Source organism: Pseudomonas sp. HN2-3 (assembly GCF_020691745.1).
Classification (GTDB): Bacteria; Pseudomonadota; Gammaproteobacteria; order Pseudomonadales; family Pseudomonadaceae; genus Aquipseudomonas; species Aquipseudomonas capeferrum.
On the sequence record NZ_CP085704.1, the window covers coordinates 1,353,227 to 1,377,969 of the forward strand.

The following is a 24,743-nucleotide window of genomic DNA, read 5'->3' on the forward strand; positions in this document are numbered from 1 at the left end:
TTGAGTGTGGGGGCGGTGTACCGGGCGCAAATTACTGCCCGGGGCGGCCTGGCGGTGGCATTGCTTGCCAGGCGCCGGCATAGGGGAAACGTGCCTTGCAGTAGCGCAAGGCGCCGAAGAAACGCGGTTCGAGCAGCGCCTGGCGGCCTTCGTACCAACCGCTGGCGAGCAGTTGGCGGTGCAGCCGTGGCAGGCGCCAGCACGGCACCCGCGGGTACAGGTGGTGCTCCAGGTGATAGTTGGAACCCAGGTGCAGCAGGGTGCTCAGCCAGGCGGTGCGCGAGCGTGCCACCGGCCGGTCGACGCAGGCCTCGAAGGCATGCTCCTGATAGGCGTTGAGCGCGGAAATCAACAAGGCCAGCAACAGGCACCCAGCCATCGCCGGCAGTAGCACCGGCCACTGCGTCGCCAGCGCCAGCCACAGCGCCGGCCACAGCAGTTGGCAGGCCAGATTGACCCTGGCCAGCAAGCGGATCTGCTTGTCCGGAAGCGGCAGCGTGCCTTCGACCTTGGCGCCGGGCAGGGCCAGGCGCACGGTCTGCAGCAGGTACCAGGCGGTGGCATGCAGGCGTGACACCAGCAGCCGGGTCACGGCCAGGCGATAGCGCCGCAGCAGGCGCCAGTCCGGGTCCTTGGGGCTGCCGTTATGGCGATGGTGCTGCCAGTGGTCGACGAAGTAGCCGGTGACGCAGAAGCCGGTCAGCATCGAGCTCAGCAACACCGCCAGCATGCAGCTGTACAGGCGGTTTTCGCTAAGGTTGAAGTGGAAGCCCTCGTGACCCAGGATGCCCTGCAGAAACAGGCCGTAACCCGCCGGCAGCAGCAGTGGAAGGGCCAGCGGCCATGCCTGCGGCAGCTGGCTGAGGGTCTCCACCAGTACTGCCAACGGGACGGCGAACAGCAGCAACGCATAGCCGACCACCCAGGTGGTTTCCAGCGCCGACGGCTTGAGCAGGCTGCGGTCCGGGCGTAGCGTGGGCTTGTCCAGTGCCAGTTGCGTCATCGGCCTGCCCTCAGTCGATCAGTTCGGGCTTGAGCGACAGCTGCCCGGCGTTGCTCAGGCGGCGCAGGCGCAGGCTGATGAACGCGTCGACCACGCTCGGCAGCCAGCGGGCGGTGTACATGGCCACGCTGCCGAGGAAGGTCAGGCCACGGTTGCGCAGGCCACGCTGGGTGCAGGCACGTACCAGGCCATTGCTGGCGTCATCGAGTTTTTCTTCCAGCGACAGCAGCACGCGCTCGCCGCGCTTGAAGCTGACCAGGCGCTTGACCGACAGGCCGACCCGTTCGGCCGGGTCGTGAATGGCCGTGTCGATGAACCCAGGGAACACCGTTACCACGTCCAGTTGCCCGGGGTACTGCATACGCAGTACATCCGAATAGGCACTCATGGCCCGTTTGCTGGTGGCATAGGCGGCGACGTAGGGCGCGTTCACCAGGGCAAACAGCGAAGACACGTTGACCACCTTGCCCTGCGTGCGCAGCAGCGCCGGCAAGAACCGCGAGGTCAACTGCCAGGGGGCCAGCAGGTTGATTTCCAGGGCGCGGCGCACGTCGTCGTTAACCCCCGTCTCGCCGCGCTCCAAGGTCAGCACCCCGGCATTGTTGACCAGGATGTCGATGTCGCCGAAGCGCTCCAGGATCGAGGCGGCGGCTTCGTCCAGGCGCTCGCGGTCGCACAGGTCGAGCAGGTAGTAGGCATCGAAGTTGAGGGCCGTGTGCGGTTCGAGCCGGTCGATGCCGATCACGGTTGCACCTTGCTGCTTGAGCTTGCGCGCGGTTTCCAGGCCTAGGCCGCGTGCCGCGCCGGTGATGACGACGATCTTGTTGAGCAGTTTCACAGGGTGACTCCATTGGCAATGCTGAAGGTGGCGCCATGCAGGTAGCGGTCGAGGTTGGCCGTCATGCTGAAACGCCCGGGAGGGTGGAACTGCAGGCCACGGGTGCTGGCCAGCCAGTCGCAACTCAGGTTCGAGCGGATGAAGGCCAGGCCACCGAGCATCTGGTGGGCCAGGTCGGAGGCGCTGGCCAGTTGCTGCTCGATGCCGTAGCGGGTCAGCAGCAGGCGCGCGAGCAAGTCATCGGCGTCGCCTTGCAGCTGATCGACCTCATGCGCCAAGCCCTCCAGGGCGCTCAGGCACAATTGCAGTTGGCAGGCCAGTTGCACCCGTTGCTGGTCGCTCCAGCGGCGCTCGTCGATCGCCCGCTCCACCAGGCCCATGCAGGCCCCCAGGTAACTGGCGCTGATCAGCAGCTCGAACCAGATGAAACCGATGGTCTGTACATCGCCCAGCTGCGACTTCAACCCGGCGGAGAAGATCATCTTCTCGCTGACGTACACATCCTCCAGGCGCAGTTCCAGGCTCTGTGCACCGGCCAGGGCGCTGTTGCCCCAGAACGGGTGGTGGCTGATGCCCGGTGCGGACGCGGGGATGAGGGCGATCATCAGCTCTTCGCCGTGCTCGCTGGCCCGGCTGAAGCTGGCAGTCAGCAGGTCCATCGAGCGGGTCAGGCTGCACGGTTGCTTGCTGCCGCTCAGGCGTACGCCGTCGGCCAGTTGCAAGGCTTCCATGCCGGCATCGAGGATGCCGCCACCGGGCACGCCCTCAGCGAAGCCGGACGCCAGCAGCAGGCGCTGCCGGGCGATGGCTGACAACAGCAGGCCTTCGGCGCCTGTGCCCTTGGCGGCAACCGCGACCAGGCTGGCCACGGAAAACTGATGCATGGTGCTGGCCACAGCCAGCGAGGGCGACAAGGCGCCGAGGGCAAGCTGCACATGCAGCGCTTCGCGCGCGCTGGCCCCCAGGCCACCGCCAGCCCCGGGCACCAGCAAGGCAACCGGCCCGTTCTGCTTGAACCAGTCCACCACCGGGCTGCCTGCCGCCTCGCGCTGCTCGAATGGCAGTTCTGTCAGCAGGTCGGCGAAGCCTGGGGCAAAGCGGTTCAGGGTTTGCCTGGCGTTTTGCAGGAGTGGCAACGGCATGGCATCAATCCTTAATCTGGCTGTTCGGGAACAGGCCACTGATGATGGCGCTGATGTTGTCGTGGATGGCTTGCCGCGCTACCGGGTCGAGCATGTCGGCAAGCATCGGCAGGCCCAGGTCGAAGCACGAGCGGAAGGCAATGCTGGCGCCCTCGGCGGTTTCGCTGACTTGCCAGGAGCCGGAGAAGTGGTCGATGTCGCCTGCGGTCTGGCGGAAGTGGATATGCAGGTTGTCGGGGTCGAAGACATCGCGTTCCTGCCACTTGAGAATGCCGCTGTGGAAGTTCACCTCCCAGTTGCTCAGCACCTCGTGCTCATGGATCGATTCGATCTCGATGTTGCGCACCGATTCGCACAGCTGGGGGTAGAGGCTGAAGTTGCTGATGGCGGCGTAGACCTGTTCGGCACTCTGGCTGGGAACATGGGCGGTCAGGCTGACTTCTTTCATTTCGGTGTCCTATTCGAAGGTGCGGGCAAGGGCGCGGGCGAAACCGCCAAGCAGCCATTCAACGTCGCTGTCGCTGTACAGGGCTGGCGGTGTCAGGCGGATTACCCGGTGATCGTTGAGCGAATGGTTGACCACGATGCGTTGGTCGATCAGGTGCATGACCATGTTTGCCGCCAGCCCGGCGTCGACGAACTCGAGGCCGAGCAGCAGGCCGGCGCAACGCAACTGCACCTGTGCGCCGCGCGGGTGTTGCCGCAGCACGCTCTGCAGGCCCAGCTGCAGGCGTTGGCCCAGGGCTGCGGCGCGCTCCACCAGCTGTTCGCGCTGCATCACGTCGAGGGTCGCCATCACTGCGGCCATGGCCAGCGGGTTGGCGCCGAAGGTGGAGGTGTGCATCAACGGGTTGCGATTGAGCGGCGCCTGCATGTCGGCGTTGCAGACCATGGCGCTGACCGGCACGCAGCCACCGGACAGGCTCTTGCCGACCAGCAGGATGTCGGGCACCACTGCCTCGTGGTCGCAGGCCCACCAGCGACCGGTGCGGCCCAGGCCAGACTGGATTTCATCGGCAATCAGGATTGCGCCGTACTGGTCGCACAGTTTGCGCACCTGCTGCAGGTAGCCGGCCGCAGGCACGATCACCCCGGCTTCGGCCTGTACCGGCTCAAGGATCACGCAGGTGCGTTCGGGTTGTGCCTGCAATTGCAGGCGTAGCGCCTCGGCATCGCCAAAGGGCACGAAATGGCTGTCGCCCAGGCGGTCGGCGAACGGTGTGCGATACAGAGCCCTGCCGGTGACCGCCAGTGCGCCAAGGGTCTTGCCGTGGTAACCACCCTGGGTAGAGATCACGTGCTGGCAGCCATTGAGCCAGGCCAGCTTGAGCGCCGCCTCGGTGGCTTCGGTGCCGGAGTTGCAGAAGTACACATACTGCAGCGGGTCTGGGCATACCGCAGCCAGGGCCGCAGCGGCCTGGGCCTGGAACGGGTTGAGCATCAGCTTGCTGGCCATCGGGTGGCTGTGCAGCTGGCGGCTGACCTGCTCGACGACCTGCGGGTGCGAATGCCCGAGCAGGAACACGCCATAGCCACCGGCATCCAGGTAGCGATTGCCGTCCATGTCGTACAGATAGACGCCTTCGGCACCCACCTCGATGGGCAGGTTCATCATCGAGGCCAGGCGGGCATAACCCGCATTGACATGGTCACGGTACTGCGCGCGCACGCGCTCGGCATCAAGCCCTTCGGGCAGGGGGGTGAAGCTGTTCATCGTTCAGGCCTCCATGGCCAGTTCGCCACGGCGCTCGCCCGCTGCCGGAATCTTCAGCATGCGTTGCATGGCCGAAAGCTTGGGCGCCAGGCATGCCAAGGTAAGCGCCAACTCCTGGCGCGGTGAGCGCTGGGCCAGGCGCTGGGCCGGCAACAGTTGCTCCAGGGAGCTGGGCAGCGGCTGCAGCAGGCTGGCGTAGCGGCACAGTTGGGTCGCCCGGCCGAGGGCTGCGCGGATGTTCTCTTCGAGGGCCGGCAGGAACACCGGGCGTACCAGGCGTTCGTAGATGTCCGGGTTCATGCAGCGCGGGCGCTGGAAGGGTGTGCTCTGGTCTTGCATTTGTTCGCACATGAGGTCGAGCAGGGTGCGGATATCCAGCGCCTGTGGGCCGTTGGTGAGGAAGTAGTCGTCACCGATCAGGCGCTGATCCAGCGCACTGGCGATGCCGGCAGCTGCCACGTCGCGGGCGATGACATCGACACGGCCGCCCTCAGGGCAGGGGATGATCGGCAGGTAGCCCGACATCATCAGCCCCATGGTCAGGTGAAAGCCCTGCAGCATGGGCATGTGGCCGCTGTGGCTGTCGCCGATGATGATCGACGGGCGAAAGATCGAAACCGGTACGCCGGCCTCACGCACCAGGGTCTCGGCTTGGCGCTTGACCACTTCGTACGGGGTCGAGGGCATCACCCCTGGGTGGTAGTCACAGGGGTGGGTGAAGGCAGTGCTGATGTGGTACAGCGGTACGTCGGCATCGCGGACAAACTGCAGCACCTGCTCGGTGCCTTGGTAATTGACCGAGAACACTGCTTCGGCATGGCCATCCAGGCGGGTAATAGCCGCGCAGTGGATGACCCAGTCGACCCGTTTGGTCAGCGCCAGGTAGTCCGCGTGGGACAGGCCCATGTGCGGTTGGCAGATGTCACCGCGCAGGGTTTCGACCCCAGGGTGGCGAATGCTGCTGCGCCGGGTCAGGCAGACCAGGTGATAGCGCTCGGCCAGTTGGTCGATCAGGGTATCGCCCAGTACACCGGCTCCGCCGGTAAGGAAAACGGTCAGCCGCGTTTGTCCAGACATGGACTAGCACTCCTTGCTCGCTAGGTTGATGAAGTGGCCCGTCTGCCTGGCAGCCGCAAGGGGGCCAAGGAACCGGAGCGATTAAAAAAGCCGACCTGTGTGCCTGTGTTTCAGTGGCAACGGCCGGCAAGCGGCCCTGCGCCTGGGTGGAGACCCCGATCGGCGCGGGCTGGAGGGGATGATGGCGATTTAGAACTGCTGATTCTTGAACGAATCGCTTGTATTGCGCAGTACCACGGCGACGCGGCTGGGCGACATGCCGACCATGCGCCGCATCATGCGGGTGAGGTGGGCTTGGTCGGCGAAGCCGCCGGCGATGGCGGCATCGCTGAGGCTGGCGTCGTGGGCGAGGGCATGGCAGGCACGTTCGAGCTTGCGCCAGATGATCCATTGCGACAGTGGCACGCCCATCTGGTGCGTGGCGAAAAAGCGCAGGCGTGGGCTGGACAGGCCTACCGCGCTGGCCGCGCGCGACACCGCGCCGATGCCCGCCCAGTCCTGGCGCAGCAGGTGCAGGGCATTGGACAGGCGTGGGTCGAAGCTGTCGGGGGGCACCAGCTTGAGTTCCAGGGCTGCGACTACCTCATCGAAGTTGGCCGCCTGGCGCACGCAATCGACGATGTCAGGGCTGACCGCTGCCTTGCCGCTCTCGTCGAGCAGGGCTTTCAATGCGCGGCCAAGCGGCGCGTCCGGGTAGAAGTAAAGGAAGGCAACGCGGTCGGCGTTGGGCAACGAGCGATGGTCGACGGAGGGCCCGATCAGTACCCCCGGTGCACTGAGGGTATGGTTACCGAACTCCACGGTGATGTCGTAGCGCAGGCCGATGCACAGCTGGATGGCGACGTGGGCGTGGGCTGCGGTTTGGTCGGTCTTGCCGGTGTAGCCCAGCCAGTAATCACCGAAAGTTACTGCTCCGTCCCATCTCATTGTGCATCCCTGAAGCCCGTTCTAGACAGCCTGGCCGCGCCCGGGCCAGCATCCTGAAAGCGGCAGATGATAGCGTTATGGTATATCTTGGTCGATACAAAGCGTAACGAATGATCTTTTGCACTAATTAAGGCTTTTCTGATGCATGCAAGGCTGTTGAACTAATCAGTGTTTACCCGCTCCTATGCCGGTAGCCATTGGTCACGGCCGCCTGCTAAGCTCGCGGCTTTACCCTGATTGCCCTTATGGCGCATGAACAAGGAAATAGCATGAAACAGCATCGTTTGGCGGCTGCGGTTGCCCTGGTAGGCCTCGTATTGGCTGGCTGCGACCAACAGGCCAGCAGCCCCGAGCTGAAGACTCCGGCACAGAAAGCCTCCTACGGTATCGGCCTGAACATGGGCAAAAGCCTGGCTCAGGAAGGCATGGAAGACCTTGACTCCAAAGCGGTCGCGCTGGGCATCGAAGACGCGGTCAGCAAGAAAGAGCAGCGCATCAAGGACGAAGAGCTGGTAGAGGCCTTCACCTCGCTGCAGAAGCGCGCCGAAGAGCGTCTGGCCAAGGCCAGCGAAGAAGCCGCTTCCGCTGGCAAGAAGTTCCTCGAAGACAACGCCAAGAAGCCAGGCGTGGTCACCACCACTTCGGGCCTGCAGTATGAAGTGATCAAGAAGGCCGACGGCCCGCAGCCCAAGCCGACTGACGTGGTCACCGTTCATTACGAAGGCAAGTTGACCGATGGCAAGGTGTTCGACAGCTCCGTCGAACGCGGCAGCCCGATCGACCTGCCGGTCAGCGGCGTCATCCCAGGTTGGGTCGAAGGCCTGCAACTGATGCACGTCGGCGAGAAGTACAAGCTGTTCATCCCGGCCGAACTGGCTTACGGCGCCCAGAGCCCGAGCCCGCTGATCCCAGCCAACTCGGTACTGGTATTCGACCTTGAGCTGATCGCCATCAAGGACCCGGCACAACTGCAAGGTGCAGAGCCGGAAGCCGAAGCACCGGCGCAAGCGCCTGCCGAAGCACCAGCAGAAGAACCGGCCAAGTAATACTGGCTGCTTTTGCAGAAAACGCCCCGTCTTGACGGGGCGTTTTCGTTTCGGCGGTAGGCGCTTGGAAGAACCTCTGTCGGCTGATACTGTCCGAGCAATAGCAGCGTGATGAAGTAGGATGCTTCTGACGCAAATCGTTTGCGCAACTGAAACGACTGTGTAAAAAACGCCCGATCTGACCGGGACCCTTGCCTAGTGGGCACCTGACGTCAGAAACTTCGCCCTGTTCACAAGGTTATCCACAATAAATGTGGATAACCTCCCTCTCGGAGGCTCCATGAGCGCACCCTGGAATTTCGCCCGTTTCCTGCCGCTGGCCGAGCGCCTGCTCAGCCGCGGGCGGTTACCGGCCCTGCTGTTCGCCGTGGCCCGCAAAGGCCCACGGATCGGTCAGCTGCGCGAGGATGTAAAGCTGCTGCAGTCACTGTGCCTGGCCTGGTGGCGGGGTGAGTACCGCGCCATCAGCCCCAAGGCATTGGTGACCATCGTTGCCGGCCTGCTGTACTTCGTCAGCCCTATCGATGCCATCCCCGACTGGTTGCTGGGGGTCGGGTTCCTCGACGATATTGCCGTGCTGGGCTGGGTGCTGAAAACCGTCGCGGATGAGCTGGGGCGTTTCAAAGCCTGGCGCGACAGCCAGGCGCCAGAGCGGTTGCGGGTGGTCGAGCGCTTGCCGAACTCCCCCGAAGCCTTGCGCCTGGAACGTAATACGCAGTGAAATCAGCCTGAGCTGCACACACTCCCGTACTTGGTAATATAATTGGCATAAGGATTATGCCTATGGATTACATGCCGTAATCCCACGTAAGGGGGTTGTAATGGGTATTCAGGTTATTAGCCGGGACGGTCAGCCCGAGTACGCAGTCGTTCCCTGGGAGCAGTACCAGGCACTGTTGAAGGCAGCAGGGCAGGCGCCTGCCGAGGCAAGCGCCAGTGAAACGCCGGTCAGTGCCGCCAGTGCGCCCTTGCCGGCTTTCAGCGAGGTGGCGCAGATACGTGAGGCAAAGGGCATTGCCCCTGAGCTACTGGCGCGCAACGTCGGTGTCAGCCCGGCCTATCTGGCCATGATCGAATCAGGCGAGCGACAGCCGGACGCCGCCATCCGCCGCGCCCTGGCCTGGCACCTGGGCGTGGCGGGTTGGAGTGAGCCATCATGAGCCAGGTCAGGATCAGCCGCCAGCACTGGCAGAACCTGCTGGACGAGCTTGACCTGGCCCGTCGTCAACGTCATTTGCTGACGTATCGCGCGCTCATCGAGCGCTTGCAACTGCCCAGCCCGGCCATGCAGACGCTGACTGCCGCGTTGGAGTACCTGGCCGTGATCGATGCGCGCGCCGAGCAGCCGTTGCGCAGTTCGCTGGTTATCAGCCAGGGCGCCAGCCGCCTGCCGCGTACCGGGTTTTTCGAATGCGTCGAGCGGCTGGGCCGCTTTGCCGGGCCGGTTGATGGCATGGAGGCGGCGTCGTGGCATGCCTCGGAAGTCGTCAGGGTATTTGAGTACCCCTATCCGGAAACCGCCTGACAGCCACCGCTCCTACAAAAAGGGCCGGGTGTTTTCACACCCGGCCCTTTTGTTAAACAGCGCAGCACATCAGTGCTTGGCCACCTGCGAGCTGGCGCTCAGGTAGTCGAGCAGTATGCGCCCCGTTTCGGACAGGTAGGCGTCGTCTTCCGGCTTGGTGGTTTCATCCTCGGCCGGCAGCGCGTCCTCGTCTTCCTTCTTCAGCTCCTTGAGCGGCTCTTCGCCCTTGGCCTTGCGGCGGATGTTCTCCAGGGCCAGTTGCTTGCCCTCGATCTCATCGTGGCGGGCACGGCGGTCCTGTTCGTTGAGGCTGACGGTTTTCTCGCTCATCAGCTTCTGAGCCAGGGCCAAGCGGTCGCGGATGTAGGTGAACTCGGCATCCTTGACGCTGCGCGCTTCATGCTGCGCCTTGAGCTGGGCCAGGTACGGCTTGAACGGGTCGGCCGCAGGCTTGACCACCGGGCGGATGGTGTCCCACGGCATGGCCTCAGGCAGGGCGCTCTCGCCGATTTCCTTGGTGTCGATGATCGACGGGTAGTCGATGTCCGGCAGTACGCCCTGGTGCTGGGTGCTCTGCCCGGAAACCCGGTAGAACTTGGCCAGGGTCAGTTTCAGTTCACCATGGTTGAGTGGCTGAATGGTCTGCACGGTGCCTTTGCCGAAGGTCTGGCCACCGATGATCAGTGCGCGGTGGTAGTCCTGCATGGCGCCGGCGAAGATCTCCGAGGCCGAAGCCGAGAGGCGGTTGACCAGCAGTGCCAGCGGGCCTTTGTAGAAGGCGCCCGGGTTTTCGTCCTCGAGCACGTCGACGCGGCCGTCGCTGTTGCGAACCAGCACCGTCGGGCCCTTGTCGATGAACAGGCTGGTCAGCTCGGTGGCTTCCTGCAGGGAGCCGCCGCCGTTGTTGCGCAGGTCGATGACCACGCCGTCGACTTTCTCTTTCTGCAGTTCGGTGAGCAGTTTCTTCACGTCGCGCGTGGTGCTCTTGTACTCCGGATCCCCGGCACGGTAGGCCTTGAAGTCAAGGTAGAAGGCCGGGATCTCGATAATGCCCAGCTTGTAGTCACGGCCATCCTGCTTGAGCTTGAGCACCGACTTTTTCGCCGCCTGCTCTTCAAGCTTGACCGCCTCGCGGGTGATCGAAACGATCTTGCTGGTCTGGTCGCTCGGGGCATTGCTTGCCGGGATAACCTCCAGGCGTACCACCGAGCCCTTCGGGCCGCGGATCAGCTTGACCACTTCGTCCAGGCGCCAGCCGACCACGTCGACCATTTCCTTGTTGCCCTGGGCCACGCCGATGATCTTGTCGGCCGGGGCTACCTGCTTGGTCTTGGCCGCAGGGCCTGCTGGCACCAGGCGCACGATCTTGACCTGGTCGTTGTCGCTTTGCAGCACCGCGCCGATGCCTTCGAGCGACAGGCTCATGTTGATGTCGAAGTTTTCCGCGTTGTCTGGCGACAGGTAATTGGTGTGCGGGTCGTAGGACTGGGCGAAGGTGTTGATGTAAGCCTGGAAGATGTCTTCGGCACGGGTCTGGTCCAGGCGCGCAAGCTGGTTCTTGTAGCGCTTGGTCAGGGTTTCCTGGATCTGCTTGGGCTCTTTGCCGGCGATCTTCTGGCGCAGTACTTCGTCTTTCACGCGTTTGCGCCACAGGTCGTCAAGCTCGACCTGGTTCTTCATCCACGGGGCGTCCTTGCGGTCGATCAGCAAGGTTTCCTTGGCGGTGAAGTCAATCTTGTCGACGCCCTTGTTCAGCTCGGCCAGGGCAAAGTCCAGGCGCTGCTTGACGCGGTCGAGGTAGCGTTTGTAGATGGTGAAGCCAGGGTCGAGGTTGCCGCTTTTGAGGAAGTCGTCGAACTGCGTCTTCCACTTGTCGAATTCGGCGATGTCGGCTGCGGTGAAGTAGCTGCGCGCCGGGTCCAGCAGCTTGATGTAGCTGTCGTAGATGATCACCGAGCGGGCGTCATCGAGCGGTGGCTTGCTGTAGTGATGGCGCTTGAGCAGCTCAACCACGTTGAGGCTGGCGACGATTTCGTCGCGGTCCGGCTGCAGGCTGTCCCACTTGTTGGCGGCCGCCGCATTGCCGCCGAGCGTGAGGCTGCCCAGGCCGATCATCAGGGCCAGGGCGGTGCTGGGTAGGAAATGCTTCATGCTGATTCGACGTGGAGGCAATTGATCACGCATAGTAGGCCGTCTTTTCCGTTGCCGGTTCCATGGAGCCGGGCAAATACTGCAAAAAGCCTGGGGTAAGCGTCCCCAGGCCCAGTCATGATTCAACTATGGAGGCACTGTGAAGGCATTGCAAGGCGTTGACGGACATGTGGAGTGGGTCGAGGCCGAACGCCCGGCCCTTGACGCCGGCCAAGTACGCATTCGCGTGGCGGCTGCGGGGCTTAACCGCGCCGACCTGTTGCAGATTAAGGGCCTGTACCCGCCACCGCCTGGCGCCAGCCCGTACATGGGCCTGGAGTGCGCCGGGGTGATCGAGGAAGTGGGCCCGGGCGCCGACTGGCGCATAGGCGACCGGGTGTGTGCGCTGCTGGCCAGCGGCGCGATGGCCGAGGAAGTGGTGGTGGATGCCCGCCATGTGCTGCCGGTGCCCGAAGGCCTGAGCCTGCAGGAAGCGGCGGCGCTGCCCGAGGTGTACGCCACGGCATGGTTGAACATCTTCCAGTTGGGCGCCGTCAAGGCGGGCGAGAAGGTGCTGGTGCACGCCGGTGCCAGTGGCGTTGGCTCGGCTGCTATCCAGCTGTGCAAGGCGTTTGGCAACCCGGTGTATGTCAGCGTTGGCTCGCAGGACCGCTTGGCCTATTGCCAGGCCCTGGGCGCTGCCGGCGGTGTGGTGCGTAACGAGAACCTCGAAGCGCTGGAAGGTCTGGGGCCATTCGACGTGATTCTCGACCCGGTCGGCGCCAGTTACGGGCCGCTCAACCTCAAGTTGCTGGCGCGTGACGGGCGCTGGGTGATCATCGGCCTGATGGGCGGGCGCACGTTCGACCTCGACCTGGCGCTGGTGCTGGGCAAGCGCCTGGAGATCACCGGGTCGACGCTGCGTAACCGTGATGATGGCTTCAAGGCCGAGTTGCTGCGCGAGTTGCTGCAGCAGGTGTGGCCGTTGTTCGCCGAAGGGCGTTTGTCGCCGCAGTTGGTGGACACCTACCCGGTGGAATTTGCCCAGGCGGCCTATGCCGAACTTGAGAGCAACCAGGTGTCGGGCAAGCTGGTGATGGTGATCGATCCCAGTTTGGTTTGAGATTGCTGGGGGCTGCCAAGCAGCCCCCATGATCCTCAAGCCCAGCTCAAGATGGGCCACCCATTGATCTGGGCATGTTCGCGCAACACCGCATCCGGGTTCACCACATGTGGGTGGTCCACCTTCAACAACAGCGGCAAATCGTTGCGCGAATCAGAATAGAAACTCGCCCCCTCCAGGTTCTCCTGTTCCTGATCCAGCCATTCCAGCAAGCGGGTGATCTTGCCCTCACGGTAGGTCAGCACGCCGTGGGTCTTGCCGGTGTACACCCCGTTCACCGCCTCCAGCTCGATCGCCAGGTACTCGTCCACCCCCAGCCGCGCCGCAATCGGCCCAACCAGGTGCGTGCCCGAGGCGGAGATGATCAGGACACGGTCGCCACGCCTGCGATGCTCGGCAATGCAGCGGCAGGCGTCGCCGAAAATGATCGGTTCGATGACGTCTTCCACCCACGGCTGCACCAGGTGTTCAACCTCTTCCAGGGTGCGCCCGGCAATGGGCTCCAGGCTGAAGGCCATGTAGTCCTCCATCTGCAGGTGGCCCTTGCCATAGGCCTCCATCAGCTCATGGTCGCGACGCAGGAATGCCTTGCCGTCGACCCAGCCCAAGCGGGCCATCTGCTCGCTCCACAGCGAGGCGCAGTCACCGTGGATCAAGGTTTCATCCAGATCGAAAATTGCCAGTGCCATTGTTGCTGTCTCCTAGGCCACTTCACGTAGCGCCGTGGGGTCGATCGACAAGGATACCCGCTGGCCGTCCGCATGCAGGTCGGCGGACGAGCGGTTGAGCACGTCGACCACCAGTTCCACGTCGCGCACCCGCACGCGGTAACGGATGACGTTGCCCAGCAGGCTATGGCTGCGCACTTCACCGTCCAGCTCGCCATTCAGGCCCAACGTGATGGATTCCGGGCGGATGGCCAGGCGGTTGGCCACCGGGCGTTGCAGCAGGCGGCTGGCGCTGTCTGGGTCGAGCAGGTTGTAGTTGCCGATAAAACCCGCGGCGAACAGGTCCACGGGCGCGGTATAGAGGGTTTCGGCATCGCCGCTCTGAACGATGCGGCCCTGGTTCATCAGGAAGATGCGGTCAGACATGGTCAGCGCTTCTTCCTGGTCATGGGTGACGAAAATGGTGGTCAGCCCCAGTTCACGCTGGATGGCGCGGATTTGTTCGCGTAGGTGCTTGCGGATGCGCGCATCCAGCGCTGACAGCGGCTCGTCGAGCAGCAGCAGGCGCGGGCGGGTCACCAGCGAACGGGCCAGCGCCACGCGCTGGCACTGGCCACCGGACAACTGGTGCGGGTAGCGCCCGGCGAAGCTGCCCAGCTCCACCAGATCCAGCACCTCACGCACCCGGGCAAGGCTTTCGTCAGCCTTGACCTTTTGCATGCGCAGGCCAAAGGCGACGTTCTGCTCCACGGTCATGTTGGGGAACAGCGCGTAGCTCTGGAAGACCATGCCGATGCCGCGCTTTTGCGGGCTCAGGGGCACGATGTCCTGGCCATCGAGCAGTATGCGCCCGCTGTCCACCGGGGTCAGCCCGGCGATGCAGCGCAGCAGGGTGGATTTGCCGCACCCGGAGGGGCCGAGCAGGGTGACGAATTCGCCGCGTTCGATCTGGCAGTCGATATTCTCGAACACCGGGGTGCCGGCATAGCGTTTGTGCAGTTGCTGTACGCTGACGAAGCTCATGTCAGGTCTTGTCCTTGTTCAGGCGGTTGGCGACCCAGGTGAGTACCAGCACGAAGGCGAAGTACGAGATCACCAGCGCGCTGTTGAAGTGGCCGCTGCTGTTGCGCATGTTGTTCAGGTACACCTGCAAGGTCTCATAGCGGGTGCCGACCAGCAGGTTGGCGAAGACGAACTCGCCGAACAGAAACGAGAACGACAGCAACAGGGCAACCATCAGGCCTTTGCGCAGGTTCGGCAGCACCACCAGGAACGCCGCCTGCCAGGTGCTGGCCCCGAGCAGTTGGGCGGCGTCCATCAGGTCGCGCAGGTTGATCGCCTGCAGGTTGTTGGTGATCGCCCGGTACATGAATGGCAGGGCGATGGTGAAGTAGCAACCGATCAGGATCCACGGCGTGCCGACCATGGCCATCGGCCCGCTGCCGTACAACTGCAGCAGGCCCACCGATGACACCACCGGCGGCACCGCGAAGGGCAGCAGGATGAGGACGTTCATCAGCGCGTCGAGTTTGGGGAAATGGTAGTGCACCACGAACAACAGCGGCAGGATCAAAACCACCGACAGCAGCAGCGCCCCCACGCACACCAGCAGCGACTGGCCAAAGGCGGCCAGGAAGCGCGGCTCGCTCCACAACGCCACGTACCACTTCAGGGTCAGCCCGCTGGGCAGCAGGCTGGCCGACCAACTGGTGGCCAGGGAGTAAAGCAGGGTGCCGGCCAGTGGCAGCAGCATGATCATGAACAGCAGGTACACCACCATGCGGTGGTAGAGGTTGGAATGGCCATCAGCGCGCATGGTAGCTCCTTTTCAGCAGCCATTGATGAACCACCGTGACCAGCGTCATCAGCGCCACAAGCACCATGGCCAGGGCGCTGGCCAGGTTGGGGTCGAGGCTGATGTCACCGGCCACCAGGCCGGCGATGCGGATCGTCAGCACGTTGAAGTTGCCGGTGGTCAGCGCATAGACGGTAGCGTAGGCACCCAAGGCATTGGCCAGCAGGATGACGAAGGTGCCGAGCAGCGCCGGGGTCAGCACGGGTAGGCCGATATGCCGCCAGTATTGCCAGTGGTTGGCGCCAAGCAGCGCGGCCGATTCACGCCAGTCTTCACGCAAAGCGTCGAAAGCGGGGTACAGCAACAGCACGCCCAAGGGGATCTGGAAGTAGGTGTAGACCAGGATAAGCCCGGTCTTGGAGTAGATGCTGAAGTCTTCCAGCAGGCCGATCTGCTTGAGCAGCAAGGTCAGGGCGCCGTTGAAACCGAGCAGAATGATGAATGCAAACGCCAGCGGCACGCCGCTGAAGTTGCTGGTCATGTTGGCGAAGGCACTGACGAAGTCGCGCAGGCGTGAATCCACCTGGCGTAGCGAGTAGGCGCCGAGAGTGGCGATGACGATGCCGAACAGGCTCGACCAGAAGCTGATCTCAAGGCTGCGTTGCAGGGCCTGCAGGTAGAACTTCGAGGCGAACACCTTGCTGAAGTTCTCTACACCCCAGCCCGCTTCCGACTGCACGCTGTTGATTGCCACCCAGGCCAGCGGGGCAATCTGGAAGATGACGAAGAACACGGCGAACGGCAGCAGGCAGAGCAGGGCAAGGTAACGGCCGCGATGGCTGGCATTCACTTGAGCAGCTCCCGGCACACCGATTTGTCGTGGGCCACGCCGAGCAGTTCGCAGAGGGTCCCACACAACTCGGTTTGCAGCGGTTTGGCTGCAGGGTCGAGGCTGAACCCGTCGCCAAAGACGAACAGCGGGACCTCGCGTTCCTCGGCCAGCAGGCCGTTGTGCGAGCGGTCGTTGTTCATGCCGTGGTCGGCGGTGACCAGCACCTGGTAGCCCTCTTCGAGCCAGCGCGGCAGGTAGTCGGCCAAAAGGATATCGGCACTGCGCGCCGCGTTGCGGTACTGGCTGCTGTCCAGGCCATGGCGGTGGCCGACATCGTCGATGCTCATCGGGTGCACCAGCAGAAAATTCGGTGCGTGACGGCGGCGCAGGTATTCGGCGTCGGCCAGCAAGTGCGAATCGGGGTAACGGTCGTCCCAGTAGAACAGCCCATGCTGGATCGGCAGCTTGGGCGCATGGGTGTGGCGGTCGCGCTGGGCGTCGAAGGGCGAGCGGTTGTATAGCTCGCTCATCCAGTGATAGGCCGCCGCCGCCGTGCCCAGCCCCGCTTCGCGGGCGTAGTGGAACACGCTGCGCTGGTTGGACAAGCGGTTGACGTTGTTGTGCACGATACCGCTGTCGATCGGCGATACGCCGGTGAGAATGCACTCGTACAGCGGGCGCGACAGTGATGGCAGCTCGCATTCGACGCGGTACAGCGCGGCGCGATCGGCCTCGACGTAGGCATGCAGGTGGCCCATGGCATGGTGGGCGACCTGGTGGTTGAGGCCGTCGAGCAGGACCAGGATGACGTTGTGTTGCATGGTGGCTCCAGTCAATAACCGCGTTGCCTGCTTCGCGGGGCAAGCCCGCTCCCAGGTGCACCACAGTGCTCAAGGTTGTGGTGACTCTGTGGGAGCGGGCTTGCCCCGCGAAAGGGTCGGTAGAGGCGCTAGACAGCTACCCCCTTACTCCATCTCGATGATCACTTGCTCGTTCCACATCTGCGGCAGCTTCTTCGAGGTCGCTTCCCAGACTGCGGCATCCTTGATCGGCTGCGCAGCCCCGTACTGGTCGTTGGGCAGCAGCTTGGCCTGCACATCAGCCGGCAACTTCAGGTGCTCGGCGCGGATCGGCCGGGCGTGGCCGATGGCCAGGTTGGTCTGCCCTGCATCACTGAAGATGTACTCACGCGCAAGCTTGGCCGCGTTCGGGTGCTTGGCGTACTTGTTGATGATGGTGGTATAGCCCGACGTGACCGAGCCGTCCGAGGGGATCAGCACCTCGAAGCGTTTGGGATCGATCTGATCACGGTAGCTCAGGCCATTGAAGTCCCACACCACGCCGACCTCCACTTCGCCCTTCTCCAGGGTTTGGATGGTCGGGTTGGCCAGTGACAGGCGCTTCTGCTGGGCCAGTTTGGTGAACAGCTGCAGGCCCGGCGCGATATTGGCTTCGTCACCCTTGTAGGCGATGGCAGCGGCCAGTACGCCGTTGGCGGCCTGGGCAGCGGTGCCGACGTCGCCGATGGCGACCTTGTACTTGCCTTTTTCCAGGTCATGCCAGGTTTTCGGGCGCTCCTCTTCCTTCACCAGGTCTTTGTTGATGATGAACGCGATGGTGCCGGTATAGGCCAGCGCCCAGTGCCCGTCCTTGTCCTTGGCCCACTCCGGCACCTGGTCCCAGGTGCTCGGCTTGTACGGCTGGCTCACGCCCTGGGTCACCGCAATCGGCCCGAAGGCGGCGCCAACGTCGCCGATGTCGGCGCTGGCGTTGTCCTTCTCGGCAGCGAACTTGGCGAGCTCCTGGGCCGAGCTCATGTCGGTGTCGCTGTGCTTGAGGCCATACTTGCTGGCGAGGTCTTCCCAGGTGCCTTTCCAGTTGGCCCAGGCATCGGGCATGCCCACGCTGTTGACGGTGCCTTCCTTGCGGGCGGCGTCTTCCAGGGCCTTGAGGTCGGTGCCGGCGGCCATGGCCGTGGTACACAAGGCGATGGCCGAACCGAGCAGTGACGCCATGAAGAACTTTTTCATCCGAAGCTCCTTGGGTGGGTGCCGTTTGCGATTGTTGTCATGAATGAAGCTATTGCCGACGACCTTTGGTCTAGGTCAGCAAACCTTGAGCCAAGGTAGGTCGCTTGCGTGACAGTTTGATGTAGGGAGAGGCCTGAAGCGGTGGCTCCGGTTGCCTGAAAATACAGCGTAGACCAGATCCCAAGCCCTGATTTGCCTGGCTTGGCCCGAATCTGGCAAAGCCCTTGTGGCGCCTTTGTCACGGGATGTTCATCAGCCCTGCCTAGGCTTGCACTACGCTCCAGATGCCCTGTCATGGGGCTGGACTAGTCCAGATAGGTAACCTTTGATGCAGCCAACGCCACCGCGTGCGGTAACAGCCATCTGCCACGCCCTGCAAGAGCAGATCAAACACGGCCTGCTGGCGCCGGGGGGCAAGCTGCCGGCCGAACGCAAGCTCAGCGAGGTGTTCGACACCACCCGCATCACCCTGCGCGAGGCCTTGGCGCAGCTGGAAGCCCAGGGGCTGATCTATCGGGAAGAGCGCCGTGGCTGGTTCGTCGCGCCCCAGCGGCTGACCTATGACCTGATCGAGCGTAGCCACTTTCATGCCATGGTGCGTGATCAGGGGCGGGTACCGAGTACCGAGTTGCTGTCGGCGCGGCTGCAGCCTGCCTCGGCCATTGTCTGTGCACGGCTGCGCATGCCGGCGTTGTCCAGTGTGGTGCGTATCTGCCGGTTGCGGCGTATCGATGGGCGGGCGGTGCTGTATGCCGAGCATTACCTCAACCCCGCGTACTTCCCCGGGATTCTCGAGCAGGACCTGGCCCAGTCACTGACCGAGATCTACGGTCGCGTCTATGGCATTGGTTACGGGCAGGTGTGTTTCGAGATCTTGCCCACGGCGTTACCGGTGGACGCAGCAGCAGCGCTGAAGGTGTCGGTCGGCAGCCCTGGGCTGCATATCACCCGGGTCAACAGCGACCAGCATGGGCATCTGATCGACTGTGACCTCGAGTATTGGCGGCATGATGCGATCCGCATTCGTGCCCAGGCCGGTTGAGGGGGGACGCTAGCTGGACGAACCGGCTTCGCTCATGCCGCCACCGCCCGCCGTCACCACCTGCACCGACAACCGCGGCGTTGCCAGGTCCAGCCCGGCCTCATCCAGCTGGCGCTTCAACGCCAGGTTGAACGCCCGTGACACTTCCCACTGCTTGATCGGCGCGGTCTTGAAGCGTGCCCGCAAGATCGCCGAGCCCGACTCGAAGCTCTCTACCCCCTGCAGCTCCAGCGGCGACCAGATATTGCGGCGCATCAACGGGTCGTTACGCAGCTTCTGCCCGACCTCGCGGATCAGTGTGATCGCCTGGTCGATGTTCATGCTGTGCGGAATCGCCACGCGGAATATCGCGTAGCCGAACTCCCGCGAGTAGTTCTTGATGCTCTTGATCTCGCTGAACGGGATGGTGTGCACGATGCCGTCGATGTCGCGCAGGCGCACGGTGCGAATGGTCAGCCCCTCGACCGTGCCCAGGTGCCCGCCGACATCTACGTAGTCGTCGATGGCCAGCGAATCCTCGATGATGATGAACAACCCGGTGATCAGGTCGGCCACCAGTGACTGCGCGCCAAAACCGATGGCCAGGCCGATCACACCGGCACCGGCCAGCAGCGGGGTGACGTTCATGCCCATGTTGGCCAGGGCGACGATCACCGCGATGATGAAGATGGCCACGAACATCACGTTGCGGATCAGCGGCATCATGGTTTGCGCGCGGGCGTTGGCCAGGCCGCGGCGCGAGCGTACCAGCGCATGGTGCACGGCCGTGTCGGCCAAGATCCACACCAGCCAGGCGGCAATCAATGTGCCGGCCAGGCCCAGCAGGCGCAGGCTCACTTCATGGCCGTCGCCCTCGGCGAAGCTGATCATCGACAGGCCCCACACGCGCAGCCCCAGTTCGATGAACAGCAGCCAGATGAACAGGTGCACCAGGGCGTAGGCGAAGTTGCGCAGGCGCTCGGTGTACACCGCCTGGCGCTTGTTGGCGCGCTTGGGGTTGGCGGCGTGGCGGCGCACCAGGCCGTTTAGCACCATGCACACCACCACCAGTACCGTGCACATCAGCGACTGGCGCAGGGCGGTGCTGGTGTCGCCGGCCGAGATGAAGGTGGCGAACAGCGAAATGGCCACCAGGATCATCGCCGGTACGAACCAGAAGCTGCCCAGAATCTCAATGGTGTCGCTCAGGGTGCGCCGGGTCAGGCGCCGGTCCAACGGTTGGTTGCGGATCAGGTGGGCGATCGGGCGGCGGAACCGCAGAATGAACAGCCCGGTGCAGATCGCTGCGATGACATTGGCCAGGGTTGCCAGGGCGTGTGCCAGGTGGGTGCCGAGGGCGACGGTCATGCGTGGGTCGCTCATGGCTTCGCCGAAGGCGGCAAAGCTGCCGATCAGCCACAGCGGGCGGAAAGCCTGGTGCCGCAGGATGTGCAGGGCGCGGTGGCGATGGGGGCCGTCGAGCAGCGAGAAGGCGATCACGCAGATGGCCGAGAAGCAGGTGCCCACCACCAGCGCGTACGCCAGCACCATGGCCATGGACTTGCCCAGCGAGGAGGGCAGGGCAAAGCTCAAGTACACGGTGAACACCAGGGCCACCAGCCAAGGCCCGAGTTTGCGCAGGGCAAAGCGCACCAGGTCCCAGGTCCGGGGGTGCTGGGGCAATTCTTCGGTGAGGCCGAAGCGTAGCCGTACCCGGTGGCCGACCCAGTTGAAGGCATACGCCAGCAGGCTCCAGACGGCGATGATCGCGGCAAAACCGAACAGGATCGCCGGCCATTGGTGCACCGGCACCATCAGTTCGGTCAGTTCAGTCTGGGCCTGGTCGATTTCCATCGACCAGCGGTGGAAGGGGCTGGCGTCGCCGCTGAACTGCCGTTCGAAATCATGCAGCGCACCGCCGATCAGGCCTAATACGCCTTGTTCGACGGTGGGTTGCGATTGCTGGGTAGCGTCGCGCAGTTTTTTCAGGTCGGCCAGCAGCTTGGCACGCTGCTGGTCGTTTTCCAGGTTCTTGATCACCTCGTCCAGCGACTTGCCCAGCGGCTCGGTGGCCGCAGGCTGGGCAGGCGTACCGGCGCCGAGCAGGCTCGGCAGGCCAGCGGCCTGAACCGGGGAGATGAGCAGAAACAGCAGCAGGGACAGGTAACGCAGGAGGGCAGGCACCGGGAAATCTACCTCAGGTCAAACGATTGACCGAGTGTAGAGGTTTATGTGGGCAGTTTCTCCAGGATCTTCCAGCAGGTGAGGCCGAAGATGCCCAGCGTGCCGATCCACATCATCAGCACACCGATGTTGCGCTCGCGCAGGCTGAAGCCGATGGTCAGCAGCAGCAGGAACAGGAACACCGGCACGAACAGGGACAGGAAGGGGGACATGGACAGCAATCCTTTTGCAGTGGGGCCATGTAACAAGCATAGCGGTTAGCAGGCGAAGCGGGTTGATCCGAGGCAGTAGCAAGACCTGTTTCGGCTTCTTCGCAGGGGTGTGCTGTGAAGAAGCCGTCAGTTACACCCTTACACTCAGGGCAGCTCGCGGCTGCGATAGAACGCGGTCAGCACCTTCACCAGGTGCGCCAGGTCGTGGCTGCCGCACAACTCGCGGATCGAGTGCATGGCAAAGGTCGGCAAGCCGATATCGACCGTGCGCACGCCCAGGTGGCTGGCGGTGATCGGACCGATGGTCGAGCCGCAGCCCATGTCGCTGCGCACCACGAAGCTCTGCACCGGCACTTCCTCGGCCATGCACAGGTGGCGGAAGAACCCGGCGGTTTCGCTGTTGGTGGCGTAGCGCTGGTTGTTGTTGACCTTGATCACCGGCCCTGCGTTGAGCTTGGGCCCGTGGTTGCCGTCATGCCGGTCCGCGTAGTTGGGGTGCACGCCGTGGGCGTTGTCGGCCGAGACCATCAGCGAGCGCTGAATGGTGCGCACGTAGGTGTCGCCTTCGGGCAGCAGGCGTTGCAGGGTCTGCTCCAGCATCGGGCCGTCGGCGCCGCAGGCCGAGCACGAGCCGACTTCTTCGTGGTCGTTGCACACCAGCACGCAGGTCTCGTCGCTGTCGGCGGCCAGCAGTGCCTGCAGGCCGGCATAGCATGACAGCAGGTTGTCCAGGCGGGCACCGGCGATGAAGTCACGGTTGATGCCGATCAACGCGGCATCCTGGGTGTCGTAGAAACTCAGCTCGTAGTCCAGCACCACGTCGGCATTGAGCTCGTGCTCGCGGGCCAGCTGCTCGGTGAGCAGGGCGCGGAAGTCGATGCGCTCATCGCCGGCGACCTGGGCCAGGATCGGTGGCAGTTCGTTCTGCGGGTTGATCTGCCAGCCTTCGTTGGCGGTGCGGTTGAGGTGGATCGCCAGGTTGGGGATGACCGCGATGGGCAGCTTGAAGTCGATGAGCTGGCTCTCGACCTTGCCGTCACGGCGGAACGTGACCCGCCCGGCCAGGGACAGGTCGCGGTCGAACCAGGGCGCCAACAGCGCACCGCCGTACACCTCGACGCCCAGCTGCAGGAAGCCTTGGCGCTGTAGTTCGGGTTGTGGCTTGACCCGCAGGCACGGGCTGTCGGTGTGGGCGCCGACCATGCGGATACCGCTCAGCAGGGGCGCTTGCTTGCCCAGTTTGATGGCGATGATCGAGGAGTCGTTGCGGGTGACGTAATACCGACCGCCAGGCACCGTGGCCCAGCTGTCGCGCTCGTCCAGGCGCTGGTAGCCGGCTGCCTCGAGGCGCAGGGCCAGGCTGGCAGTGGCGTGGAAGGGCGTGGGGGAGGCCTTGAGGAAATCGATCAGGCCAGTGTTCAGTGCTTCGCGCATAACTCACTCCAGACAGCAGTGGCGCGAGTTTAACGCAGATAGATCACAAATTGTGTCGGGCCAGTCGCGGGCAAGCCCGCGAAGGTCATCAGAAGGGTGCCGGGCACTCGAACTTCAACCGTTCCCCGGAAACCGGGTGGGTAAAGCTCAACATCGCGGCATGCAGGCACAAGCGCTCATGCGCTGCCAGGGCCGCAGGGTTGGCGTACAAGCGGTCGCCCAGCAGCGGGTGGCCGATCGACAGCATGTGCACGCGCAACTGGTGCGAACGCCCGGTAATCGGGGTCAGCTCGACCCGGCAGTAATCGCCGCAGCGTTCCAGGATGCGCCAGAAGGTCAGGGCATGCTTGCCCTGCTCGTGGTCCACCACATGCCGAGGCTTGGTCGGCGGGTCGTAGCGCAGGGGCAGGTCGATGCTGCCGCTGTCCAGCGCCGGCTGGCCCCAGCACAGGGCGGTATAGGCCTTCTCGGTCTCGCGGTCGTGAAACTGGCGCGACAGCTCGCGGTGGCTGTCGGCATCGCGGGCCAGCAGGATGATGCCGGAGGTTTCCCAGTCCAGACGGTGCACGATCAGCGCATCGGGGTAGCCGTTTTGCTGCAGGCGGGTGATCAGGCAGTCCTTGTTGTCATCGGCACGGCCGGGTACCGACAGCAGCAGGGTTGGCTTGTTGACCACCAGGATGGCGGCGTCTTCGTGGAGGATCTGGACGTTTGACAGCGGCATTGCGTGGTCTCGGTTGAATCAGGGGAAAAAAGCGGGGCCGCTTTGCGGCCCATTCGCGGCACAAGGCCGCTCCTACAGGGGAACGGGAGCCCTTGTAGGAGCGGCCTTGTGCCGCGAATGGGTTGCAAAGCAGCCCCAGCTTTCAGCCAGATCAGCGATCCGGCAGGGTAATGTTCAGCTCCAGAATCGAGCAGCTGCCCTGGTTCTCCAGCTCGATGTGCACATCATCGTTGCCGATGTTCACATACTTGCGGATCACTTCGAGCAGTTCTTTCTGCAGGGCCGGCAGGTAGTCCGGTTCGCTGCGTTGGCCGCGCTCATGCGCCACGATGATCTGTAGACGCTCTTTCGCCACCGACGCGCTGGTCTGTTTCTGTCTGCCACGAAAGAAGTCAAAAAGGTTCATGGTTTACTTGCCTCCAAACAGGCGCGCGAAGAATCCTTGCTTCGGCACTTCGATGAACCGCAGGGGCTTTTCTTTGCCCAGCAAGCGGTCGACGGTGTCGCTATAGGCCTGGCCGGCATCGCTCTGGTCGTCGAGGATGACCGGAATGCCCTGGTTGGAAGCCTTGAGCACTGCCTGGGACTCGGGGATCACGCCCTTGAGTTTGATCGCCAGGATGTCGGTAACGTCGTCGATGCTCAGCATTTCGCCTTTTTCGACGCGCTCGGGGTGGTAGCGGGTGATCAGCAGGTGTTCCTTGATCGGCTCTTCGCCGTTCTCGGAGCGGCGCGACTTGCTCGACAGAATGCCCAGCATGCGGTCCGAGTCACGTACCGAGGAAACCTCAGGGTTGGTCACGACAATGGCTTCGTCGGCGAAATACATCGCCAGGTGCGCACCTTTTTCGATACCGGCCGGGGAGTCGCAGATGACGTACTCGAAGTCTTTCTTGAGCTCCATCAGCACTTTCTCGACGCCTTCCTGGGTCAGCGCGTCCTTGTCACGGGTCTGGCTGGCGGCCAGCACGTACAGATTCTCGAGGCGCTTGTCCTTGATCAGGGCCTGCTGCAGGTTGGCTTCGCCGTTGACCACGTTGACGAAGTCATACACCACGCGGCGCTCGCAGCCCATGATCAGGTCGAGGTTACGCAGGCCGACGTCGAAGTCGACGATGACCGTCTTGTGGCCGCGCAGTGCGAGGCCGGTGCCGATGGCGGCGCTGGTGGTGGTCTTGCCCACACCCCCCTTGCCGGAAGTAACGACGAGAATCTTGGCCAAGGTGTTTCACCCCTAAATAAGTTGGGACAGGTGTCCCAGCAATATGCAAAAAACGGCAACAGGTAAAAAAGTTGCTCTAAAAATGACGGCAAGTAT

General features: G+C 63.5%; 26 protein-coding genes. 6 read left to right on the plus strand and 20 right to left on the minus strand.

What is annotated here, in order from left to right; all coding sequences use genetic code 11:
* Positions 1 to 31 precede the first annotated feature (31 nt).
* From LJX93_RS06160 to LJX93_RS06190, 7 genes are all read right to left on the minus strand, one after another.
* Positions 32 to 1,003 (minus strand): fatty acid desaturase, encoded by a 972-nt coding sequence (locus LJX93_RS06160; protein ID WP_227696842.1) that lies wholly within the window; start codon positions 1,001 to 1,003, stop codon positions 32 to 34.
* 10 nt (positions 1,004 to 1,013) lie between these two features.
* Positions 1,014 to 1,841: an SDR family NAD(P)-dependent oxidoreductase gene (locus tag LJX93_RS06165; RefSeq protein ID WP_033700762.1), complete on the minus strand. Its 828-nt coding sequence runs from the start codon at positions 1,839 to 1,841 to the stop codon at positions 1,014 to 1,016.
* Positions 1,838 to 2,983, minus strand: coding sequence for an isobutylamine N-hydroxylase (locus tag LJX93_RS06170; RefSeq protein ID WP_047581711.1), 1,146 nt, complete (start codon positions 2,981 to 2,983; stop codon positions 1,838 to 1,840). Before LJX93_RS06170 ends, LJX93_RS06165 begins: the two co-directional genes overlap by 4 nt.
* 4 nt (positions 2,984 to 2,987) lie before the next feature.
* Complete coding sequence (locus LJX93_RS06175; protein WP_047581713.1) at positions 2,988 to 3,431, minus strand: type II toxin-antitoxin system RatA family toxin; 444 nt, start codon at positions 3,429 to 3,431, stop codon at positions 2,988 to 2,990.
* Positions 3,432 to 3,440: 9 nt separating this feature from the next.
* Positions 3,441 to 4,697 carry an aspartate aminotransferase family protein gene (locus tag LJX93_RS06180; RefSeq protein ID WP_033700758.1) on the minus strand — a complete coding sequence of 419 codons (1,257 nt, stop codon included), beginning with the start codon at positions 4,695 to 4,697 and terminating at the stop codon, positions 3,441 to 3,443.
* 3 nt (positions 4,698 to 4,700) lie between these two features.
* On the minus strand, positions 4,701 to 5,774 hold the full coding sequence (locus tag LJX93_RS06185; protein ID WP_033700757.1) for an SDR family oxidoreductase: 1,074 nt from the start codon (positions 5,772 to 5,774) through the stop codon (positions 4,701 to 4,703).
* 189 nt (positions 5,775 to 5,963) lie between these two features.
* Positions 5,964 to 6,701, minus strand: a complete 738-nt coding sequence (locus tag LJX93_RS06190; protein ID WP_033700755.1) for an AraC family transcriptional regulator — start codon at positions 6,699 to 6,701, stop codon at positions 5,964 to 5,966.
* Positions 6,702 to 6,970: 269 nt separating this feature from the next.
* On the opposite strand from LJX93_RS06190, the gene LJX93_RS06195 reads away from it, so the two are divergent.
* The 4 genes from LJX93_RS06195 (at position 6,971) to LJX93_RS06210 (ending at position 9,272) form a co-directional block, all read left to right on the plus strand.
* The gene (locus LJX93_RS06195) at positions 6,971 to 7,747 is read left to right on the plus strand and encodes an FKBP-type peptidyl-prolyl cis-trans isomerase (protein WP_033700754.1); all 777 of its coding nucleotides are present in this window, start codon (positions 6,971 to 6,973) and stop codon (positions 7,745 to 7,747) included.
* Between the two features lie 280 nt (positions 7,748 to 8,027).
* Positions 8,028 to 8,468: a YkvA family protein gene (locus LJX93_RS06200; RefSeq protein WP_033700753.1), complete on the plus strand. Its 441-nt coding sequence runs from the start codon at positions 8,028 to 8,030 to the stop codon at positions 8,466 to 8,468.
* 100 nt (positions 8,469 to 8,568) lie between these two features.
* The gene (locus LJX93_RS06205) at positions 8,569 to 8,907 is read left to right on the plus strand and encodes a helix-turn-helix domain-containing protein (RefSeq protein WP_033700751.1); all 339 of its coding nucleotides are present in this window, start codon (positions 8,569 to 8,571) and stop codon (positions 8,905 to 8,907) included.
* A complete protein-coding gene (locus LJX93_RS06210) occupies positions 8,904 to 9,272 on the plus strand; it encodes a hypothetical protein (protein WP_033700749.1) in 369 nt (122 codons plus the stop codon). The genes LJX93_RS06205 and LJX93_RS06210 overlap by 4 nt, the downstream gene beginning before the upstream one ends.
* Before the next feature lie 69 nt (positions 9,273 to 9,341).
* Here LJX93_RS06210 and LJX93_RS06215 read toward each other — a convergent pair whose 3' ends face one another.
* A complete protein-coding gene (locus LJX93_RS06215) occupies positions 9,342 to 11,423 on the minus strand; it encodes a carboxy terminal-processing peptidase (RefSeq protein WP_162181152.1) in 2,082 nt (693 codons plus the stop codon).
* Between the two features lie 139 nt (positions 11,424 to 11,562).
* Here LJX93_RS06215 and LJX93_RS06220 point away from each other — a divergent pair, with 139 nt between their 5' ends.
* Positions 11,563 to 12,525: an NAD(P)H-quinone oxidoreductase gene (locus tag LJX93_RS06220; protein ID WP_227696843.1), complete on the plus strand. Its 963-nt coding sequence runs from the start codon at positions 11,563 to 11,565 to the stop codon at positions 12,523 to 12,525.
* Between the two features lie 35 nt (positions 12,526 to 12,560).
* Here the strand turns inward: LJX93_RS06220 and LJX93_RS06225 are convergent, their stop codons facing one another.
* The 6 genes from LJX93_RS06225 to LJX93_RS06250 all read right to left on the minus strand — a co-directional run bounded on the left by LJX93_RS06225 (position 12,561) and on the right by LJX93_RS06250 (position 17,850).
* The gene (locus LJX93_RS06225; protein ID WP_033700745.1) at positions 12,561 to 13,214 is read right to left on the minus strand and encodes an HAD family hydrolase; all 654 of its coding nucleotides are present in this window, start codon (positions 13,212 to 13,214) and stop codon (positions 12,561 to 12,563) included.
* Positions 13,215 to 13,226: 12 nt separating this feature from the next.
* Complete coding sequence (locus LJX93_RS06230) at positions 13,227 to 14,216, minus strand: ABC transporter ATP-binding protein (protein WP_033700744.1); 990 nt, start codon at positions 14,214 to 14,216, stop codon at positions 13,227 to 13,229.
* Position 14,217: 1 nt separating this feature from the next.
* Positions 14,218 to 15,009, minus strand: coding sequence for an ABC transporter permease (locus LJX93_RS06235; protein ID WP_033700743.1), 792 nt, complete (start codon positions 15,007 to 15,009; stop codon positions 14,218 to 14,220).
* Positions 14,999 to 15,838 carry an ABC transporter permease gene (locus LJX93_RS06240; RefSeq protein WP_033700742.1) on the minus strand — a complete coding sequence of 280 codons (840 nt, stop codon included), beginning with the start codon at positions 15,836 to 15,838 and terminating at the stop codon, positions 14,999 to 15,001. The genes LJX93_RS06235 and LJX93_RS06240 overlap by 11 nt, the downstream gene beginning before the upstream one ends.
* Entirely contained in the window at positions 15,835 to 16,641 is an 807-nt protein-coding gene (locus LJX93_RS06245; RefSeq protein ID WP_033700741.1) for an alkaline phosphatase family protein, read from the minus strand. The genes LJX93_RS06240 and LJX93_RS06245 overlap by 4 nt, the downstream gene beginning before the upstream one ends.
* Before the next feature lie 144 nt (positions 16,642 to 16,785).
* Positions 16,786 to 17,850: an ABC transporter substrate-binding protein gene (locus LJX93_RS06250; protein WP_033700740.1), complete on the minus strand. Its 1,065-nt coding sequence runs from the start codon at positions 17,848 to 17,850 to the stop codon at positions 16,786 to 16,788.
* Between the two features lie 328 nt (positions 17,851 to 18,178).
* Between LJX93_RS06250 and LJX93_RS06255 the strand changes: the two genes are divergently transcribed.
* Entirely contained in the window at positions 18,179 to 18,892 is a 714-nt protein-coding gene (locus LJX93_RS06255) for a UTRA domain-containing protein (RefSeq protein WP_047581729.1), read from the plus strand.
* Between the two features lie 9 nt (positions 18,893 to 18,901).
* Here the strand turns inward: LJX93_RS06255 and LJX93_RS06260 are convergent, their stop codons facing one another.
* The 6 genes from LJX93_RS06260 to minD all read right to left on the minus strand — a co-directional run bounded on the left by LJX93_RS06260 (position 18,902) and on the right by minD (position 24,647).
* A complete protein-coding gene (locus LJX93_RS06260) occupies positions 18,902 to 21,055 on the minus strand; it encodes a mechanosensitive ion channel family protein (protein WP_033700737.1) in 2,154 nt (717 codons plus the stop codon).
* 44 nt (positions 21,056 to 21,099) lie between these two features.
* Positions 21,100 to 21,267: a hypothetical protein gene (locus LJX93_RS06265; protein WP_167334464.1), complete on the minus strand. Its 168-nt coding sequence runs from the start codon at positions 21,265 to 21,267 to the stop codon at positions 21,100 to 21,102.
* A gap of 144 nt (positions 21,268 to 21,411) precedes the next feature.
* Positions 21,412 to 22,701 (minus strand): M18 family aminopeptidase, encoded by a 1,290-nt coding sequence (locus LJX93_RS06270; RefSeq protein WP_033700736.1) that lies wholly within the window; start codon positions 22,699 to 22,701, stop codon positions 21,412 to 21,414.
* Between the two features lie 88 nt (positions 22,702 to 22,789).
* Positions 22,790 to 23,425, minus strand: coding sequence for an RluA family pseudouridine synthase (locus tag LJX93_RS06275; RefSeq protein WP_047581731.1), 636 nt, complete (start codon positions 23,423 to 23,425; stop codon positions 22,790 to 22,792).
* Between the two features lie 151 nt (positions 23,426 to 23,576).
* Complete coding sequence (gene minE / locus LJX93_RS06280; RefSeq protein WP_003252572.1) at positions 23,577 to 23,831, minus strand: cell division topological specificity factor MinE; 255 nt, start codon at positions 23,829 to 23,831, stop codon at positions 23,577 to 23,579.
* 3 nt (positions 23,832 to 23,834) lie between these two features.
* Complete coding sequence (gene minD, locus LJX93_RS06285) at positions 23,835 to 24,647, minus strand: septum site-determining protein MinD (protein WP_033700734.1); 813 nt, start codon at positions 24,645 to 24,647, stop codon at positions 23,835 to 23,837.
* Positions 24,648 to 24,743: the final 96 nt, after the last annotated feature.